The 15,273-nt window shown below is 73.8% G+C and carries 15 protein-coding genes; 7 read left to right on the forward strand and 8 right to left on the reverse strand.

Translation table 11 applies throughout. The features are described 5' to 3' along the window. Window positions 1-36: 36 nt before the first annotated feature. Complete coding sequence (locus QSK52_RS09835; RefSeq protein WP_435053207.1) at window positions 37-1,122, reverse strand: glycoside hydrolase family 11 protein; 1,086 nt, start codon at window positions 1,120-1,122, stop codon at window positions 37-39. A gap of 396 nt (window positions 1,123-1,518) precedes the next feature. Here QSK52_RS09835 and QSK52_RS09840 point away from each other — a divergent pair, with 396 nt between their 5' ends. Then, window positions 1,519-2,049 carry a hypothetical protein gene (locus QSK52_RS09840; RefSeq protein ID WP_285735559.1) on the forward strand — a complete coding sequence of 177 codons (531 nt, stop codon included), beginning with the start codon at window positions 1,519-1,521 and terminating at the stop codon, window positions 2,047-2,049. A gap of 160 nt (window positions 2,050-2,209) precedes the next feature. Here QSK52_RS09840 and QSK52_RS09850 read toward each other — a convergent pair whose 3' ends face one another. The 3 genes from QSK52_RS09850 to QSK52_RS09860 all read right to left on the reverse strand — a co-directional run bounded on the left by QSK52_RS09850 (window position 2,210) and on the right by QSK52_RS09860 (window position 6,758). Then, entirely contained in the window at window positions 2,210-5,146 is a 2,937-nt protein-coding gene (locus tag QSK52_RS09850) for a discoidin domain-containing protein (RefSeq protein ID WP_352230277.1), read from the reverse strand. 214 nt (window positions 5,147-5,360) lie between these two features. Next, window positions 5,361-6,173 carry a hypothetical protein gene (locus QSK52_RS09855; protein WP_285735560.1) on the reverse strand — a complete coding sequence of 271 codons (813 nt, stop codon included), beginning with the start codon at window positions 6,171-6,173 and terminating at the stop codon, window positions 5,361-5,363. 135 nt (window positions 6,174-6,308) lie between these two features. Continuing rightward, window positions 6,309-6,758 (reverse strand): carboxymuconolactone decarboxylase family protein, encoded by a 450-nt coding sequence (locus tag QSK52_RS09860; RefSeq protein WP_285735561.1) that lies wholly within the window; start codon window positions 6,756-6,758, stop codon window positions 6,309-6,311. 294 nt (window positions 6,759-7,052) lie between these two features. Between QSK52_RS09860 and QSK52_RS09865 the strand changes: the two genes are divergently transcribed. After that, complete coding sequence (locus QSK52_RS09865) at window positions 7,053-7,661, forward strand: hypothetical protein (RefSeq protein ID WP_285735562.1); 609 nt, start codon at window positions 7,053-7,055, stop codon at window positions 7,659-7,661. A gap of 369 nt (window positions 7,662-8,030) precedes the next feature. Here the strand turns inward: QSK52_RS09865 and QSK52_RS09870 are convergent, their stop codons facing one another. Both QSK52_RS09870 and QSK52_RS09875 read right to left on the reverse strand, forming a co-directional pair. After that, on the reverse strand, window positions 8,031-8,984 hold the full coding sequence (locus QSK52_RS09870; protein ID WP_285735563.1) for a hypothetical protein: 954 nt from the start codon (window positions 8,982-8,984) through the stop codon (window positions 8,031-8,033). Between the two features lie 64 nt (window positions 8,985-9,048). After that, on the reverse strand, window positions 9,049-10,059 hold the full coding sequence (locus QSK52_RS09875) for a zinc-binding dehydrogenase (protein ID WP_285735564.1): 1,011 nt from the start codon (window positions 10,057-10,059) through the stop codon (window positions 9,049-9,051). Between the two features lie 297 nt (window positions 10,060-10,356). Between QSK52_RS09875 and QSK52_RS09880 the strand changes: the two genes are divergently transcribed. Together QSK52_RS09880 and QSK52_RS09885 are read left to right on the forward strand one after the other, a co-directional pair. Further along, entirely contained in the window at window positions 10,357-10,893 is a 537-nt protein-coding gene (locus tag QSK52_RS09880; RefSeq protein ID WP_285735744.1) for a TetR-like C-terminal domain-containing protein, read from the forward strand. A gap of 78 nt (window positions 10,894-10,971) precedes the next feature. After that, complete coding sequence (locus QSK52_RS09885; protein ID WP_285735565.1) at window positions 10,972-11,640, forward strand: SMI1/KNR4 family protein; 669 nt, start codon at window positions 10,972-10,974, stop codon at window positions 11,638-11,640. A 13-nt stretch (window positions 11,641-11,653) separates the two neighbouring features. Here the strand turns inward: QSK52_RS09885 and QSK52_RS09890 are convergent, their stop codons facing one another. Further along, window positions 11,654-12,241 carry an NADPH-dependent FMN reductase gene (locus QSK52_RS09890; protein ID WP_285735566.1) on the reverse strand — a complete coding sequence of 196 codons (588 nt, stop codon included), beginning with the start codon at window positions 12,239-12,241 and terminating at the stop codon, window positions 11,654-11,656. An 88-nt stretch (window positions 12,242-12,329) separates the two neighbouring features. Here QSK52_RS09890 and QSK52_RS09895 point away from each other — a divergent pair, with 88 nt between their 5' ends. Further along, the gene (locus QSK52_RS09895) at window positions 12,330-12,818 is read left to right on the forward strand and encodes a MarR family winged helix-turn-helix transcriptional regulator (protein ID WP_285735567.1); all 489 of its coding nucleotides are present in this window, start codon (window positions 12,330-12,332) and stop codon (window positions 12,816-12,818) included. Between the two features lie 10 nt (window positions 12,819-12,828). After that, complete coding sequence (gene cpt, locus QSK52_RS09900; RefSeq protein ID WP_285735568.1) at window positions 12,829-13,374, forward strand: chloramphenicol phosphotransferase CPT; 546 nt, start codon at window positions 12,829-12,831, stop codon at window positions 13,372-13,374. On the opposite strand, the gene QSK52_RS09905 is transcribed toward cpt, so the two are convergent. Then, window positions 13,349-14,122, reverse strand: a complete 774-nt coding sequence (locus QSK52_RS09905; RefSeq protein ID WP_285735569.1) for an SDR family NAD(P)-dependent oxidoreductase — start codon at window positions 14,120-14,122, stop codon at window positions 13,349-13,351. The genes cpt and QSK52_RS09905 overlap by 26 nt on opposite strands. 251 nt (window positions 14,123-14,373) lie before the next feature. Between QSK52_RS09905 and QSK52_RS09910 the strand changes: the two genes are divergently transcribed. Next, window positions 14,374-15,240: a helix-turn-helix transcriptional regulator gene (locus QSK52_RS09910; RefSeq protein WP_285735570.1), complete on the forward strand. Its 867-nt coding sequence runs from the start codon at window positions 14,374-14,376 to the stop codon at window positions 15,238-15,240. Window positions 15,241-15,273: the final 33 nt, after the last annotated feature.

Here is a 15,273-nt window from a genome sequence, read left to right on the forward strand (position 1 = left end):
GCGCCTGGTGGAGCCCGGTCAGCTGGTGGTGCCCGGTCAGCTGGTGGTGCAGGTGAGGGCCGGAGCGGCGTTGCTGCCGCTGTAGTTGGCGTTGAAGCCGAAGCTGGTGGTGCCGCCCGCCGGGACGGAGCCGTTGTAGGCGGCGTTGTTCACCGTGACGACGTTGCCGGACTGGGTGTAGCTGCCGTTCCAGAGGTTGGTGACCGTCTGGTTCCCGCTGTAGGTCATGGTGACCTTCCAGCCGTTGGTGGGGGTCGACCCGTTGTTCTTGACGGTCACCGCGCCGGTGTAACCGGCGCCCCAGTCGGACGAGTTGGTGAAGGTCGCGGTGCAGCCGCTGCCGGTGCCGCCGGTCGGGCCGGACGACGGGCTGGGCGAGGGGCTGGTGCCGCCGGTCGGGCTGGGCGACGGGCTGGTGGTGCCGGTCCCGTGGCTGACCGTGATGTTGGAGCTGCCGCTGCTGCCGTAGCCCTCGGTGGCCAGGATCTCGTAGTTCGGGGTGCCGAGGTTCAGGCCCGCCTTCGCCCACGCGTTGAAGAAGTTGGACACGGTGATGGTGCCACCGGTGCGCTTCGACTGGCGGACCGCCCAGAACTGGGTGAAGTTCGAGTGGTCGCCCTCGATGGAGGGGGCGTCGGTGCGCTGCGTCGAGTACAGGTCGTAGGTGCTGCCGTCGCTGACGACCGAGCCCAGCTTGGCGGCGCCCGTGCTCGGGTTGTAGTTCCCGTAGTTGTCGACGATGTAGTACTCGATGAGCGGGTTGGTGGTCCAACCGTACAGCGACAGGTAGCAGTTGCCGTTGCAGTTGAACGTGCCCGAGTACGTCACGGCGTCGGTCGTGCCGGGGTTCCAGCCCTTCCCGGCGACGAAGTTGGTGACGTTGTTCCAGGTGGTGCTGTACTGGCCGCCGGCGCCCAGGGTCATGGACGCCTGGCCGCTGTTCTGGCTCCAGAACGAGTAGAAGTACCCGTTGTTGGTGCCGGTGCTGTTCGTCGAGATGGTCGTGTCGGCGCTCGCGACGTTGGGGATGACGAGCACGGCCGCGCAGGCCGCGGCAAGGATGGGGGCCTTGCCGGCGAGCCGGGAGAGGCGGCCGCCCCGGGTGGAGTGGGTGGGCTTCACGTGCGTGCTTCCTCTTCGGGTGGGGGCTGACAGAAGCGTGCAGCAGGGCCGGTCGATGGCGACGATGCTGGCCCGCAGCTGTCGGACTGTCAACACTTTCGACACGCTTGCGAAATGATCTGGAGCGGTCAGGAATCTCCAAGATGGGGAACTTCCGCAGTTCAAGGGCCGCTTGCGGCAGTCGAACCGCTGCGCCGACTGATTTCGGGGGAGTGAAAGGTAGCTACGATAGGAGAGCGGGGAGCTCCGCGAGGGGTAAATTCCCCGAAAGTTTCGGCTTCTGCTTCGATCGCCGCGGCGGCATCCCGGCGCGGTGCTCGGGGCAGGCAAGGGGTGGGCGGCGGTAGGCTGCCGACCCGCACTTCGAGCGACCGCGGACGGGTACGGGGGCGTGACATGGAAGTTCTGACGGGCAGTCACCGACTGCACTTCGCCGCGGCGTGGGTGCTGTTCGCCGCCGAACTGCTCTGCCTCGTCGCGACCGCCCCGCCGCTGCGGCTGATCGCCCCGGTCTGGCTGTGGGCGGGCCTGGCCGGGCTGGTGGTGCTGCTCCTGGTCTCCGCACTCGTCCGCTGCTTCGCCGTCCCCTTCCCGCGCCGCGGCGGCTGGTTCGACCCGGTGCCGTACGTCTGGCACCTGCCGCGCGGACTGAAGACCTGGTACGGGCTCGCCCTCTGCCTGGTCGGCCTCGGCCTGGCCACGGCGGGCGGCGCCGAACACGCCCACCGGGACGCCACCGGCTACTACCTGCAGCACGGGGGCGTCCGCACCGACCTCAGCCGGGACGCGTACGACGCCGGGCGCGGCGCGTTCGTCCGGATCGCCACCGGCGTCCCGGCCGGACTGTGCGTGGTCGGCAGCTTCCTGGTGCTGCTCTCCGCCGACGTCGCGTACGGCGCCGCGGAGGCCACCCGCACCCGTCGCTGATCCCCGTGGCCCCGCGAGGTGCTCGCGCACCGACCGGGGTGCGGGAACGGCGATCCCCACCCGGCCGTGGAGGGCCGGGCGGGGATCGGTGGTGGGGCGGTCGCCGCCCGGGGCCGGGAGGAGGCTCCCCGCCCGGTCCGGGCCCCGGACGGCGACCGGGTCAGGAGGTGAACGCCTGCAGCTCGGAGAGCTGCCCGGCGGGCCAGCCGGTGTTCCCGGTGACGGTCAGTCGCAGGTAACGGGTGGGCGTGGCGGGGAGGTTGACGGTCACGGTGTTGCCGGTGGCCGGGTCGAAGACGTAGCCCGCCGAGCCGACCAGGGTGGTGAAGGTGGTGCCGTCGGTGGAGCCCTGGACGGTGACGGTCTGGGTGCGGGTGGCCCAGGCGCCGGCCGGGGGCAGCTTCAGGACGGCCCGGCTCAGGTTGCGTGCGCAGCCCAGGTCGACCTGGATCCACTGCGGGAAGGCGTTGTTGGTGCTCTCCCAGTAGGTGTTGGCGTCACCGTCGACCGCGTTGCCGGGCCCGTAGGTCTGGCTGGTGCCGGAGGCGGTGGCGGGGCGCCCCTGGGCGAGGTTGCCGGTGCTGCCGGGGCAGGTCGACGAGGCCGAGGCGGACGGGGACGGCGAGGCCGGGGCCGAGGTGGACGGCGACGGCGAGGAGGTGCCGCCGCCGAACGCCTGCAGCTCGGAGAGCTGCCCGGCGGGCCAGCCGGTGTTCCCGGTGACGGTCAGTCGCAGGTAACGGGTGGGCGTGGCGGGGAGGTTGACGGTCACGGTGTTGCCGGTGGCCGGGTCGAAGACGTAGCCCGCCGAGCCGACCAGGGTGGTGAAGGTGCTGCCGTCGGTGGAGCCCTGGACGGTCAGGGTCTGGGTGCGGGTGGCCCAGGCGCCGGCCGGGGGCAGCTTCAGGACGGCCTTGGTCAGACCGGTCGCGCAGCCCAGGTCGACCTGGATCCACTGCGGGAAGGCGTTGTTGGCGCTCTCCCAGTAGGTGTTGGCGTCACCGTCGACCGCGTTGCCCGCGCCCAGCCCGGCGTTGGTGCCGGAGGCGGTGGCGGGGCGCCCCTGGGCGAGGTTGCCGGTGCCGCTCGGGCAGTTCGACGAGGCCGAGGCCGAGGCGGACGGGGACGGCGAGGCCGGGGCCGAGGTGGACGGGGACGGGGACGGCGAGCCGGTGCCGCCGTTGTCGCCGCCGACCGGGACGCCGTTGTACGTCCAGACCGGCGCGGGCCACTGGCCGGTGCAGGTGGAGCCGCTCAGGCCGGAGTTGCCGCCGCCGTCGGTGATCTGGAAGCCGGTGCCCACGCAGTTGTGGATCGGGGTGGCGGCCTGCGCGATGTTCCTGGCCCTGACGTTGGTGAACTTCATTTGCGCGTTGGCCTGCGCCTGGATCGCGTAGGTGCCCGCGCCGTCGATGTTCACGTTGGTCAGGTTGACGCCGGTGACGCCGCCCTCGATGGTCTGGATCGCCTCGTAGGAGCTGTCCAGGATGTCGGTGTCGCTGATGTTGACGGTCGCACCGGTGATCGGCTCGTTCAGGCCGTCGAACCAGATCGCGCCGACGCCGAACTGCCAGTTGTAGTCGCTGTTGCCGGTGCGGACCAGGGTGTTGCGGGCCGCGGTGATCGTGCCGGAGACGGCGGTGCCGTTGCCGGAGGTGACGCCCGGGTAGCGGTTGGCGATGTGCAGGCCGCCGCCGTTGGTGATGGTGTCGGCCATCACGTTGTCCGAGATGGTGAAGTCCTTGCCGCCGTACGTGACGATGTTGTTGGCGAGGATCGGCAGCACCACCGTGTTGTGGGTGAAGCTGTCGTTGACGTTGGCCAGCCGCTCCGGCCAGGACGCCAGGCCGTCGTCGCCGGTGTTGCGCAGGAAGGTGTTGGTGACCGTCGAGTTGGTCACGCCGGTGTGGAAGTTGACGCCGTCCGCGGTCTGGTCGAGGATCCGGCTGTTCTTGATGGTGAAGCGGTCCATCGGGCCGTCCATCCAGGCGCCGACCTTGGTGTGCTGGATCCACAGGTTGTCGACGGTGGAGTTGGACATCGCGCCGCCCAGGCCGTTGACCTGGTCGTCGTCGACCCGCTCGCGGACGTCGCCGATGATCGCGAAGTCCTTCAGGGTGACGTTCTGGCTCGGGCCGCCGGCCTCCTGCGGCCGGATGCCGCCGCCGTAGCCGCCACCGGCCACGTACTTGCCGTAGATGCCCGCCGCCCGGTTGCGGTTGATCGGGTCGCGCCCGCCCAGCACGCTGTACCAGGGGCCCGCCCCGGCCAGTGTCACCTTGTCGACCACCACGTGGTCGTACAGCGTGAAGGTGCCCTGCGGGATGTACACCGTCCGGCCCTGCGCCGCCCCGGCGTCGACCGCGGCCTGGAACTTCGCGGTGGAGTCGGTGGCGCCGGTGGGGTCGGCGCCGTAGTCGGCAACCACGTCGATCGCGCCCGCCGGCTTGGCGATCGGGTCGGCGACCTTCTCGAAGTCGGCCAGGTCGACGGTGAAGCTCGGCGACTGGGCGGTGGAGGAGACCTGCAGCCGGACCTTCGTCCCCGCCGGGTAGGTGCTGCCCAGCAGGGTGCGGGTCTCGTCGAAGAAGTGGTGCGGGTTGCTGTCGCCCGGGTTGTTGTTGAACGGGTAACCGCCGTAGTACCAGCTGTACTTGGAGGTCACGTCGACGCTCTTCAGCTTCTGCCCGTTGACCAGCAGGTCCATCGAGGCGTCGCGGCCCTTGCCGTCCGGGGAGTCCGGCAGGCTGTAGCGGAAGTCGATCGAGTTGGCGGGCGCGGTGAGCGTGAACTCCACGTACTGGCCGACCGCGTTCAGCGTCACGGCCTGCCGTCCGGAGGCCTCCGAGGCCAGGTGCCCGTACTGCCGGTCGGGGCCGACCACGGAGCCGTTGGTGGCCGCGTACTCGGCCTCCTGCTCGACGAACGGGACGCTCGCCCCGCGGTTCGGGACGGCCAGCGGCGACAGCGTGGGGACCGCGGCGGCGTGGGCCGCACCGGCGTTCACGAACGCCACCGCCAACAGGCCGGTGGCGCCGAGCGCGAGGGTGGTCAACGACGCGACGGTCCGCCTGGCGCGGGTGGGGGGATTCTGCATGGGTGACCGTGCTTCCTGCAGGGGGGAGGGCCCGGGTGGTGGCCGGGCGTGCCGAGCGTAGGGCGCGGCGCAGCAGGAAGTCCACGGGTGTGTGCAAAAAAGATACAGATTGACGCAAGATCAGTTGCGAAGAGACGATGGAACCCGACTGGAGGGCCCGTGTCGGGCCGTGCCGCGGACCACCGCCCCCTCCGCGCACCGCTCCGCGCGCCGTTCAGCGACGCGGGCCGGCCACCTGTTCGCTCAGCCGGAGGACGTCCACCTCGATCTGGCCGTACCCGTCCTCCCAGCCGATCACCCGGGCGCAGCCGTCCCCGGCCAGGGCGTGCCCCCGGCTCCCGGGGTCGACCGGCACCAGGCCCGAGTCGCCCCCGGTGCAGAAGAAGGCCACGTGGTGGCGGAGCGCCGGGTGCCCGACGGCGGCCAGCTCCTCCGCCCAGGACCCGGCGACCTCCTCCTCCGGGTCGAACTCGAACTCCAGCAGTTCCTCCGGCGTCCGCCCGGTCTGCAACGCCGCCGCGAAGGCCCCGAACAGGGTCCCGTCCGACACCAGCCGGGCGAAGCGCACCGACCAGGCCCCCTTGAACGCCGGATCGCCCAGGTCCACCCCGTGCTCCTCGACCAGCGGCGCGAGGTCCGCGCCCCGGACCAGGGACGGCCGGAAGCACGCCGCCTCCACCGCCGCCGCGAACGCCGGGGGCAGTGCCTCCCGTCCCGGCCCGTCCGCCGCGAAGTCGAACAGCGACCGGCTCGCGTCGAACCGCGGCTCCTCGCGCGCCGCGTCGTACACCCAGAACCCCGGCACCGGCTCCTCGCCCCGCAGCGCGGCCGGACGCACCCAGCCCGGATCCGTCCTGAACCCGATCTCGTCCATCAGGTTGCCGTCGATCCCGGCCGCGTACACGGCCCCCGCGTCCTCCCCGTCGAGCGGCCGCCCGAGCAGCACCCCGAACGCCTCGGCCAACTGCGCGTCCCAGCTGTCACCGGGGCTCGAAACCCCGGCCCTACCAAAAGAGTTGTCCGTCATGGCCGCACTGTAGTGCGACCCGCCCGCACCCCCGGACCGCGTTCGGCGCGGCCCGGGTCCTGCGCGTGGGAACGTTCCGACGGGCCGACCGGCGGGCGTACGGACCGCCCCGCCGCCGGAACGGCGGAAGACCGGTCAGGCGGCGGGGGCGACGGGCAGCAGGCCGCGCTCGGCGAAGACCTGCCTGGCGGCGAGGGTCGCGTTCAGGGCGCGCGGGAAGCCGCAGTAGACGGCGGAGTGCAGGAGGGCCTCGACGATCTCCTCCGGCGTGAGGCCGACGTTGAGGGAGGCGTTGACGTGCACGCGCAGCTGCGGCTCGCAGCCGCCGAGGGCGGTGAGCATGCCGAGGGTGACCAACTGGCGGTCGCGGGGCGGCAGGACGGGGCGGGCGTAGATCTCGCCGAAGCCCCAGGCGGCGACCTGGTGGGCGAGTTCGGGGGAGACGTCGGCGAGCGAGGCGAGCACGTCGGTGCCCGCGTCGCCGTCGATCCCGCGCAGCACCTCCAGGCCGTGGTCGAGGCGCTCCTGCCGGGTGGTGGCGGCCTCGACGGTGGCGGCGGCGGTGTCCGTGGTGGTGGTGTTCACGAGGGGGCTCCTTGGGCTGCGGGCGACCGTGGTCGCGGGGCGAACGGCTGTGAGCCTAGGAGTTGGAGTTCACTCCAGGGCAAGCCCCGCAGGGCGCCCCGGGTTCGGTGCTCCTGGCGAAATGATCTTCAAGTCGGCCCGAGGGTGCGGGTGCCTCGGCCGGGACCGTCGCGCGTCGATGCGGCATCCGAACCGGCTGGTGTTCCAGGCCGTCCCGGCCGTGTGACCGTTCTCCGAAGAGCCGAGCCGGTATCGCGCCGCCCTCGGCCGGTCACGCGTTCTACAGTGGTCGCCGTGCCCGAGAATCCGTGGTTCGAAACAGACGACCCTGAAGACGAGTTCGGGTTCAGTGCCGCCGAGCTCGCCTTCGCGGCGGCACTCCGGGAGCGCGCCGGCTCATGGACCGTCCCGCCTGCCTACAGCTGGGTGGGACGTCCTGAGGACGACTCATCGCTCCTGGCCGTCGTCGGCCTGAGCGATCGGGACAACCGGATCTCCCTCGCGGACATCGGGGTGCATCTGATCGGTTCCACCGTCCGCGGCGACCGTCTCCACAATCAGCTGCACTACCTGCCGGACCGACCGACAGATCTGGCGATGGAGGCGACCGGTTCCTCCGGGGAACTCGCCGAGGCCGCCGCCACGTGGTTCGAGGCCGTCCTGCTGAGGCCCGTCGTACGACACGAATGGGAGCACAACGGGCAGATCTACGCGGAAAGGTACTTGTTCGCGGACACGGGGCACGCCCTGTGCCAGAGGTACAACCGGGCGCTGGCCCCGCAGGGGCAGGCAGAGTCCCTGACCGCCTCCGGCCAGGTGGCCGAGCGGGGCTGGATCCACACCGGCGGGCTCGGCCGGCCGACGCGCACGGTGAATGTCAGGGGTCGGAGCACCGCCTGGTAGTCGGGCCGCTGCCGGCCATGAAGCCATTGGGGTGTCGGGCCGGTACTGCAGTCGTTCGAGCCGGTTGCGGGCGAGGCTTCGAGCCGGTCGAGGGCCGTGACGGCCGGGTCGGCGAGGCCGTGCTCGACGTGGGCCCGGACCGGCACCACCGGTGTCCTGACGGGCCGGTGGGCTCCATCGACCAGGGCGGTGGAGCCGCGCTCGCCCGTGCCGAGATGCGTGCCTGTGCCTGCTGGGCGCGTACGCGGTCGGTGGCACGGCCGGGCCGTACGGCGACCGGTCCCGCCACGGACGGGCGTCCGGAACGGCGGCCACTGACGGTCACGGCAGGCGTCGGCCGCGTCGGCCCCGGATGCGTCCTCGGGTCGTTCAGATCATCCGAGCGGGCCCGCGGCGTGCAGTGACCGCGTCACCGGGCGCCTCGGGGAGAGCCTCGATCATCAGCGGGCCCGGATGGAACACGCCACTACGCGGGCCGAACATGTCCTCGCCCACGAGGTAGCGGTGGAGCCATTCGCTGAAGCCCATCTCGTACTCGACGAACCGGCCGTCGAGAACGACGCCCGCCATGTGCCGGTCCCCACTGCTCGCCGACCGGACGAGGAAGGCGCCCTCCCGGCGGTCCGTGCGGGCGACGGGGATGAGACCGTCCGGCCCGCCGAAGGTCGGAGTCGCTCCGCGGAAGATGACGCCCGCCCCGTCCCAGTCGGACTCCTCCAGGCCCTTGATCTGCGGTCCGAGGCGCTCGGCCAGATCGAAGAACCGGGTGTCCGGGCGGGTCGGGACCAGGTGGTGGTTCAAGGTCACCGGAGCGTGGGTCTCCACGTTCTTGTCTCCACCCACGTCACACGTCGCACCCAGGTCCCGCCGGGCGGCCGCCCCCGCGCGCCTGCCCGGTGGCCCGGTCTCGTTCCGTGCGGTCGAACTGTCGTCGGTGAGCAACTGATGTACGGTCAGGTCCGCTGGCACGACCGGTCCGCCGTGCTCGGCCCGGCGCGGCAGGCGGAGGTCCTGACGTCGTCGCGTGCTGTGGCGGACGTCCTGGGCGAGCAGGGCCGCGGCCCGTTCGAGTCCGTCTTCGGGGGCCTGGAGCCCGCCGCGCAGGCCGGCAGGGTGAAAGTCTACGCCACCGGCGAGATCGGGGACGCGGCCCGGGTCGACGCGCTCCCGGTGCAGGTCTTCGCCGTCCAGATGGCGCCCGGTGCCGCGGGGGTCCAGGTGCAGACCACCAAGGAGGGGGCCGCCTCCCCGAAGCTCAAGGCCGCTCTGGAGGCCTTGGCCGGCAGCGTTCCCGTGACGCTGCCGGAAGGACAGGAGATCCACGGCCTGGACGGAACCAACCTGCCCGCTCCGTCCGCGACCCCCGTCCCGGTGCACGGACGGGCCGTCAGGGCTTCAGGATCAGGCGGATCGGGTTGCCCTGCTTGGTGTGCAGGCGTTCGACCGCCTCGGCGGCCCGCTCCAGCGGGAGGACCTCGCTGACGGAGCGGGAGAAGTCCAGCCGGCCGCCCGCGGCGAGGGCGATCAGCTGCGGGACGGCCTCCTCCTCGGAGCCGTAGTGGCCCAGGATCTGCTGCTGCAGGTACGAGAAGCGGATGCCGTCCGCGACCGTCAGCGGCTGGTCGGTCAGCCCGACCAGCACCAGGCGGCCGCGTGCGCCGAGCACCTTCAGGGCCTGCTCGCGGACGGCGGGCACCCCGGCGAAGTCGAACGCCGCGGCCAGGCCCGCCCCGCCGGTGGCCGCGCCGATCTTCGCGGCGAGCTCGGGGTCGGCGGAGTCCAGCGCGAGGTCCGCGCCGAAGGCGAGGGCGCGCTCGCGGGCGGCGGGCGCCGGGTCGACCGCGACGATCGGGTGGGCGCCGACCGCGCGCAGCAGTTGCACGCTGTGCGCGCCGAGGCCGCCCACGCCCCAGACGCCGACCGGCTCGGCCGGGCGGACGCCGCCGGTGGTGGTCACCGCGCCCCACGGGGTGGAGACCGCGTCCGGGATGATCGAGCCCTGCTCGAACGGGATCGACCCGGGCAGTGCGAACAGCGTGTCGACCCGGGCCAGCGCGTACTCGGCCCAGCCGCCGTCGTAGTCGACGCCGCGCGTCCAGGTGATCCCGTCGCGCTTCTCGCCGGCCTGCAGCACCACCCGGTCGCCGACCTGCCAGCGGCCCGACTCCGGGCCCAACTCGGCGACGGTACCGGCGACTTCGTGCCCCAGCGTGACGCTCTCGCCGGGCAGGTACAGGGGGGTGAGGGTGCCGTCGACCAGGTGGACGTCGGACAGGCAGACGCCCGCCGCCTCGACCTTCACCAGCACCTGGCCGGGGCCGGGCACCGGACGCTCCACCTCCTCCACGCTCAGCGTGCGGGTGGGCAGGTGCAGACGGACGGCGCGCATCACGGCCATGGCGGTGTTCCTCTCCGGCCGGCGGCGAGCCGTCGGCGGTCTCGGCCTCGTTGTCGCCCGCGAAGCCCGGGCCGGAGGGCGCCGGTAGGTGCCGGTAGGTGCCGGAAGGGCTCCGGAGCGCATCCGGCGCATCCGGCGGGCCCGGCGGGCTATCGCAGGGTGACTTGCATTGCCGAGGCTACGTCGCGGCCCCGGGCAACGCAAGGCGCCCTGCGTTAGGCTCCGGGGGTGCCCCAGGACGAGACGCCCCAGGACCGGTCCGAGCCCGCCGCCCCGCTGCGCCGCCGCGGCGCCGCGATGCGCCGGGCCGTGCTCGACGCCACCGTGCGACTGCTCGCCGAGGGCGGGTTGGAGGCCGCGAGCGTCGCGGCGGTCGCCGCCGCCGCGGGCGTCCACGAGACCTCGATCTACCGGAACTGGGGCACCCGCGAGCACCTGCTGCGCGCGGCCCTCGCCGACTACACCGACCAGGCCCTGCCGCTGCCCGACACCGGCAGCCTGCGCGAGGACCTGCGCCGACTCCTCACCGCCCTCGCCGCGTTCCTCGACACCCCCGAGGGCCCCGCACTGCTCCACCTGAGCATCGCCCCCGCCACCGCCGAGACCCGCACCGGCCGCGACGCCTACTGGGCCGACCGCCTCGCCCGCGCCGAACACCTGCTGCACCGGGCCGCCGCCCGCGGCGAGATCCGCCCCGACGCCGACCCCCGCGCCGCCGTCGAGGCCCTGATGAGCCCGCTGTTCGCCCGCCACCTGCTGCTCGGCGAACCCGTCACCCCCGCCTACGTCACCGCCCTGGTCGACCTCGTCCTGGACGGACTCGCCCCGCGCTGAGCGCGCTCCGGACGGGGGCGGGAGGCCGGACGTCGGCGGCGGGCGGTAGTGTCCGTGCCCGCCGTCGACAGGAGAGCCGTGAACACCCCGATGGACTGGTCGAACGTCCGCGAGCGCGTCATCGCCGTGGAGGAGGCGGAGCGGCGGGCCCGCGGCCACGGGCCGTCCCCGCGGCCGACGTTCGAACCCGTCCTGACCCCCGCCGAGATCGCGGAGGTCGAGGCGCAGTACGGTGTCGCGCTCCCCGACGAGTACCGCGCGTTCCTCGCCGAGGTCGGGGCCGGCGGCCCCGGGCCGGGGCGGCTCACGTCCCTGTGCCGCGTCGACGGGACGTGGGGATGGCTCTCGGACGCGGGGTACCACTGGCTGCTGGACCCGAGCGGGCCGTTCGTGGAGACCGGGGGCTGGGTCGACCGGCAGGTGGCGACCCTCCGCGCCGCCGGGTGCGAACCCACCGCCCGGGACGGGGAGTCGGACCACCTGGACGACTACCGCACGGTCTTCGGGGACGCCGGGGAGGAGGCCTGGTACCTGGAGCGCGGGCGGGGCGCGGTCCTCGTCAGCGAGAACGGGTGCGGGGTGACCGGTTGGCTCGTCGTCGTCGGCCCGCACCGCGGGGAGGTCCGCGACCGGGACTGCGACGTCAACCCGCCCTTCGAGCCGTACCTCGACGCGAGGGGGAACCGGCACACCTTCGGCAGCTGGTACCTCGAGTGGCTGGAGCGGCGCGAGGAGGCGCACCGCTGACCGGGGGCCGGCCTCACGCGGCCGCGGGCGCCTGCGGCCTGGCCCGGCGCACTCCGCGCAGGGCGCCGGACCAGGCGATCACCTGGTCGAGCATGCCGCCCACGGCGGTGTCGAGGCCCTCCGGGGGGACGAAGGCGCCGGTGCGGAACGAGGCGTGCGTGGAGATGGTGGGCTGGGCGCGGACGGTGGCCACCTGGAGTTCGGCGAGGACGAGCCGCAGCGCCTCGGCGGCCCGGGCCCCGGCGGCCCAGCCGCCGTAGCTGATGATTCCGGCGGCCTTGTCGTTCCACTCCCGGTAGACGTGATCCAGGGCGTTCTTCAGGGCTCCGGGGTAGGAGTGGTTGTACTCGGGGACGAGGAACACGTAGCCGTCGAAGCCGTCGACGAGTGCGCCCCAGGCGCGGGTGTGGTCGTGCCGGTACTGCTGGAAGTTCGGGTTGCCGGGTTCGTCGAGGTTGCCGAGGCCGTGGTCGGCGAGGTCGAGGAGTTCGTAGTCGGCCCCGCCGTGGGCGCGGGCGGCCTCCAGGGCCCAGGCGGCGATCTGGTCGCCGCGGCGTCCGGGGCGGGTGCTTCCGAGGATGAGCGCGATGCGGAGCGGCATGGTCTTCCTTCCGGAGGAGTTGTCACGTCAACTCTAGGTTGGGAGAAGTTGATGTGGCAACACCGCTGGTCGCGGTAGTCTCGTCGACATGACGGAGACTCGACCGCTGGAGCCCGAGGAGTGGGAGCTCTGGGACGCCTGGATGCGTGCGCAGCGCCTGCTCGTCAGGGAGCTGGAGCGCGGTCTGCAGCGCGACTGCGACATCTCGAAGGCCGAGTTCAGCGTGCTGGTGACGCTGTGGCGGGCCGCCGGCCGCGAACTGCGGGTCGGTGAGCTCGCCGAGACGCTCGACTGGGACAAGGGCCGCGTCTCCCACCAGCTGACGCGGATGGAGAAACGCGGCTTCGTCCGGCGCACCCGGTACGGAACCGACGGCCGCCGCGCGGGGATCGGACTGACCGCCGAGGGCCGCCGCGCCGCCCGGGACGCCGTCCTCGTGCACGGCGGCAACATCCGCCGCCACTTCCTGGACCCGCTCACCCCCGAGCAGGCTTCGGTCATCCGGGCGTGGAGCGGACGGACGGTCGACCGCCTGGAGCCGCACCGCGACGGCGGTGCCGACGACAGCGCGTCCTAGGGCGGGCCGGGTGGACGTCCGGGTGATCGTGCTCAACGGCGGTTCCAGCAGCGGCAAGACCAGTCTCGCGCGGGCGCTCCAGGGCCTCCTGCCGGAGCCCTGGCTGCTCTTCGGCATCGACGGCCTGATCGACGCGCTGCCCCCGTCCGGCACCGACCTCGACCTCGCCGCCGACGGCACCGTCTCCGTCGGCGACGGCTTCCGCGCTCTGGAGGCCGCCTGGGCCGCCGGGGTGGCCGCCACCGCCCGGGCCGGCGCACCGGTCGTCGTCGACGACGTGTTCCTCGGCGGCCCCGCCTCCCAGCAGCGCTGGCGCGAAGCCCTGGCGGGCCTGGGCGTGCTCTGGGTCGGCGTCCGCTGCGACCCCGCCGAGGCCGCCGCCCGCGAGCGCGCCCGCGGCGACCGCACCACCGGCATGGCCGCCGACCAGGCCGTCCGCGTCCACCGCGGCGTCCACTACGACCTGGAGGTCGACACCACCCGCACCCCGCCCGCCGACTGCGCCCGCACCGTGGCGCGGTTCCTGGCGCTCAGTCGAAGCGCCGGGTCGCGGTGATCCCGCCGTCCACCGGCAGGGTCACGCCCGTCACGTACGAGGCGCGGTCGCTGAGCAGCCAGGCCGCGGCCTGCGCGACCTCCTCCGCCCGGGCCGGGCGCCCCAGCGGGGTCGAGCGGGCCACCAGGTCGGCGAAGGGCGCGCCGAGCGCGAAGAACTGCTCGGTGCCGGGCGTGCGCACCACGCCCGGCGCCACCGCGTTGACCCGGATGCCGAGCGGCGCGTAGTCGGCCACCGCCGCCCGCACCAGACCGGTCAGCCCGTGCTTCGCGGCCTGCTGCACCCCGTCGCCGAACCCGCCGACCAGCGCCCCCACGCCCGAGTTGACCACGACCGCCCCGCCCCGGCCGCCCGCCACCAGCGCGGCGAGCTGGGCCCGCAGGCACAGCCAGGTGCCGCGCAGGTTCAGCGCGTGGACGGCGTCCCAGTCGTCCTCGGCCCGCTCGCCCAGCGGCGCGGGCGGCAGGCCGTTGCCCGCGTTGTCGAACGCCGCGTCCAGCCGGCCGTACGCGTCCAGCGCGGCGTCCACCAGCCGGTCCGCACCCGCGGCGGTGGTCAGGTCCGCGGCCACCGCCACCGCCCGCGCCCCCCGCCCCCGCAGCTCGGCGGCCAGCGCCTCCACCTCGTCCCCGCTCCGGGCGGCCAGCACCAGCGCCGCCCCCTCCCGCGCGAACAGCCGCGCGGCCGCGGCACCGATGCCGCGCCCCGCGCCGGTGACGATCGTGACCTTGTCCTCGAGAAGTCCCATGCCGGAGAGGGTGCCGCCCCCGTCCCGCCCCCACCAGCGGCCACCCGCACCGGGGACCACCGATCCGAGACCCGCCAGGTCCCGACAAGGGGCGCGCTCCTGCCGGGGTCGGCCAACTGCCTTGCCGTGCCGGCGGTTTCGCCTCCTCCCGTCGCTCCCGGCAGGGGCGTGTTCCCGTCCCCTCGGCGGTTCGGTAGCCGGGACCCGGCAGGTCCTGGTTGGGGCGGCGCGGGTGTGGGAGGGTGACGGGCATGCCCGAGACCCCGTTGGGGGCGTTCCTGCGCGCCCGTCGTGTCCGTCTGGTGCCGTCCGAGGCGGGTGTGGCCGCGAGCGGACGGCGCCGGACGCCGGGGTTGCGGCGGGAGGAGGTCGCGGCCCGGGCCGGGATCTCGCCCGACTACTACGCCCGGCTGGAGCAGGGGCGCCAGCGGGTGCCGACCGGGCCGGTGCTGGACGGGATCGCGGACGCCCTGCACCTGGCCGACGCCGAGCGGGCCTACCTGCACCGGCTGGCGGGCGGACGCCCCGTCCGGGAACGGGAGGGCGACCGGGCGGGGCGGGCCGCCGTCTCGGCGAGCACCCTGGCGCTGCTGGACACCCTGGACGCCGCACCGGCGTTCGTCACCGGCCCGACCTTCGACCTGCTGGCCTGGAACCGGCCGGCCGCCCTGCTGATGGCCGAGCCCGCCCGGCGGCCCCCGCACGAGCGCAACCTGCTCTGGCAGGTGTTCTGCTGCCCGTACGGTTCGCGCAGCGCCGACAACCACGCCCCGGACCGTTCGATCGGCGCCGACCTGGTCGCCTCGCTGCGGGCGCACCACGTCGACCGCCCGGCCGACCGGGCGCTGGCCGACCTGGTCGGCCGGTTCTCCGCCGCCAGCCCGGCCTTCGCCGCCCTCTGGTCGCAGCACCGGGCGGGCCCGCCCGGCCCCGGCCGCCTGCACGTGCGCCACCCCGCGCTGGACACCGAGGTGCTGGAGTACACCGTGCTGGCCCTCCCCGAGCCCGGCCGGTACGTCTTCGCCTGCCTGGCCCCGCCCGGCAGCCGGGCCCGCGAGGCCTTCGCCGCGGCACACCGCACCGGGGAACCGGCCGCGCCGTCCCCCGGGCGGCCCTGAACCGCCCCGCCGGGCACCGGCGCCGGGGCCGCC

The sequence above is a fragment of the Kitasatospora phosalacinea genome (assembly GCF_030268885.1).
Taxonomy (GTDB): Bacteria; Actinomycetota; Actinomycetes; order Streptomycetales; family Streptomycetaceae; genus Kitasatospora; species Kitasatospora phosalacinea_C.

Bases quoted from the DNA above. Each gene is read 5' to 3' on its own strand.
- QSK52_RS09840 (WP_285735559.1), top strand. From the start codon at position 1,519: ATGGAAGTTCTGACGGGCAGTCACCGACTGCACTTCGCCGCGGCGTGG.
- QSK52_RS09850 (WP_352230277.1), bottom strand. From the start codon at position 5,146: ATGCAGAATCCCCCCACCCGCGCCAGGCGGACCGTCGCGTCGTTGACC.
- QSK52_RS09855 (WP_285735560.1), bottom strand. From the start codon at position 6,173: ATGACGGACAACTCTTTTGGTAGGGCCGGGGTTTCGAGCCCCGGTGAC.
- QSK52_RS09875 (WP_285735564.1), bottom strand. From the start codon at position 10,059: ATGGCCGTGATGCGCGCCGTCCGTCTGCACCTGCCCACCCGCACGCTG.
- QSK52_RS09880 (WP_285735744.1), top strand. From the start codon at position 10,357: ATGCGCCGGGCCGTGCTCGACGCCACCGTGCGACTGCTCGCCGAGGGC.
- QSK52_RS09890 (WP_285735566.1), bottom strand. From the start codon at position 12,241: ATGCCGCTCCGCATCGCGCTCATCCTCGGAAGCACCCGCCCCGGACGC.
- QSK52_RS09895 (WP_285735567.1), top strand. From the start codon at position 12,330: ATGACGGAGACTCGACCGCTGGAGCCCGAGGAGTGGGAGCTCTGGGAC.
- QSK52_RS09905 (WP_285735569.1), bottom strand. From the start codon at position 14,122: ATGGGACTTCTCGAGGACAAGGTCACGATCGTCACCGGCGCGGGGCGC.
- QSK52_RS09910 (WP_285735570.1), top strand. From the start codon at position 14,374: ATGCCCGAGACCCCGTTGGGGGCGTTCCTGCGCGCCCGTCGTGTCCGT.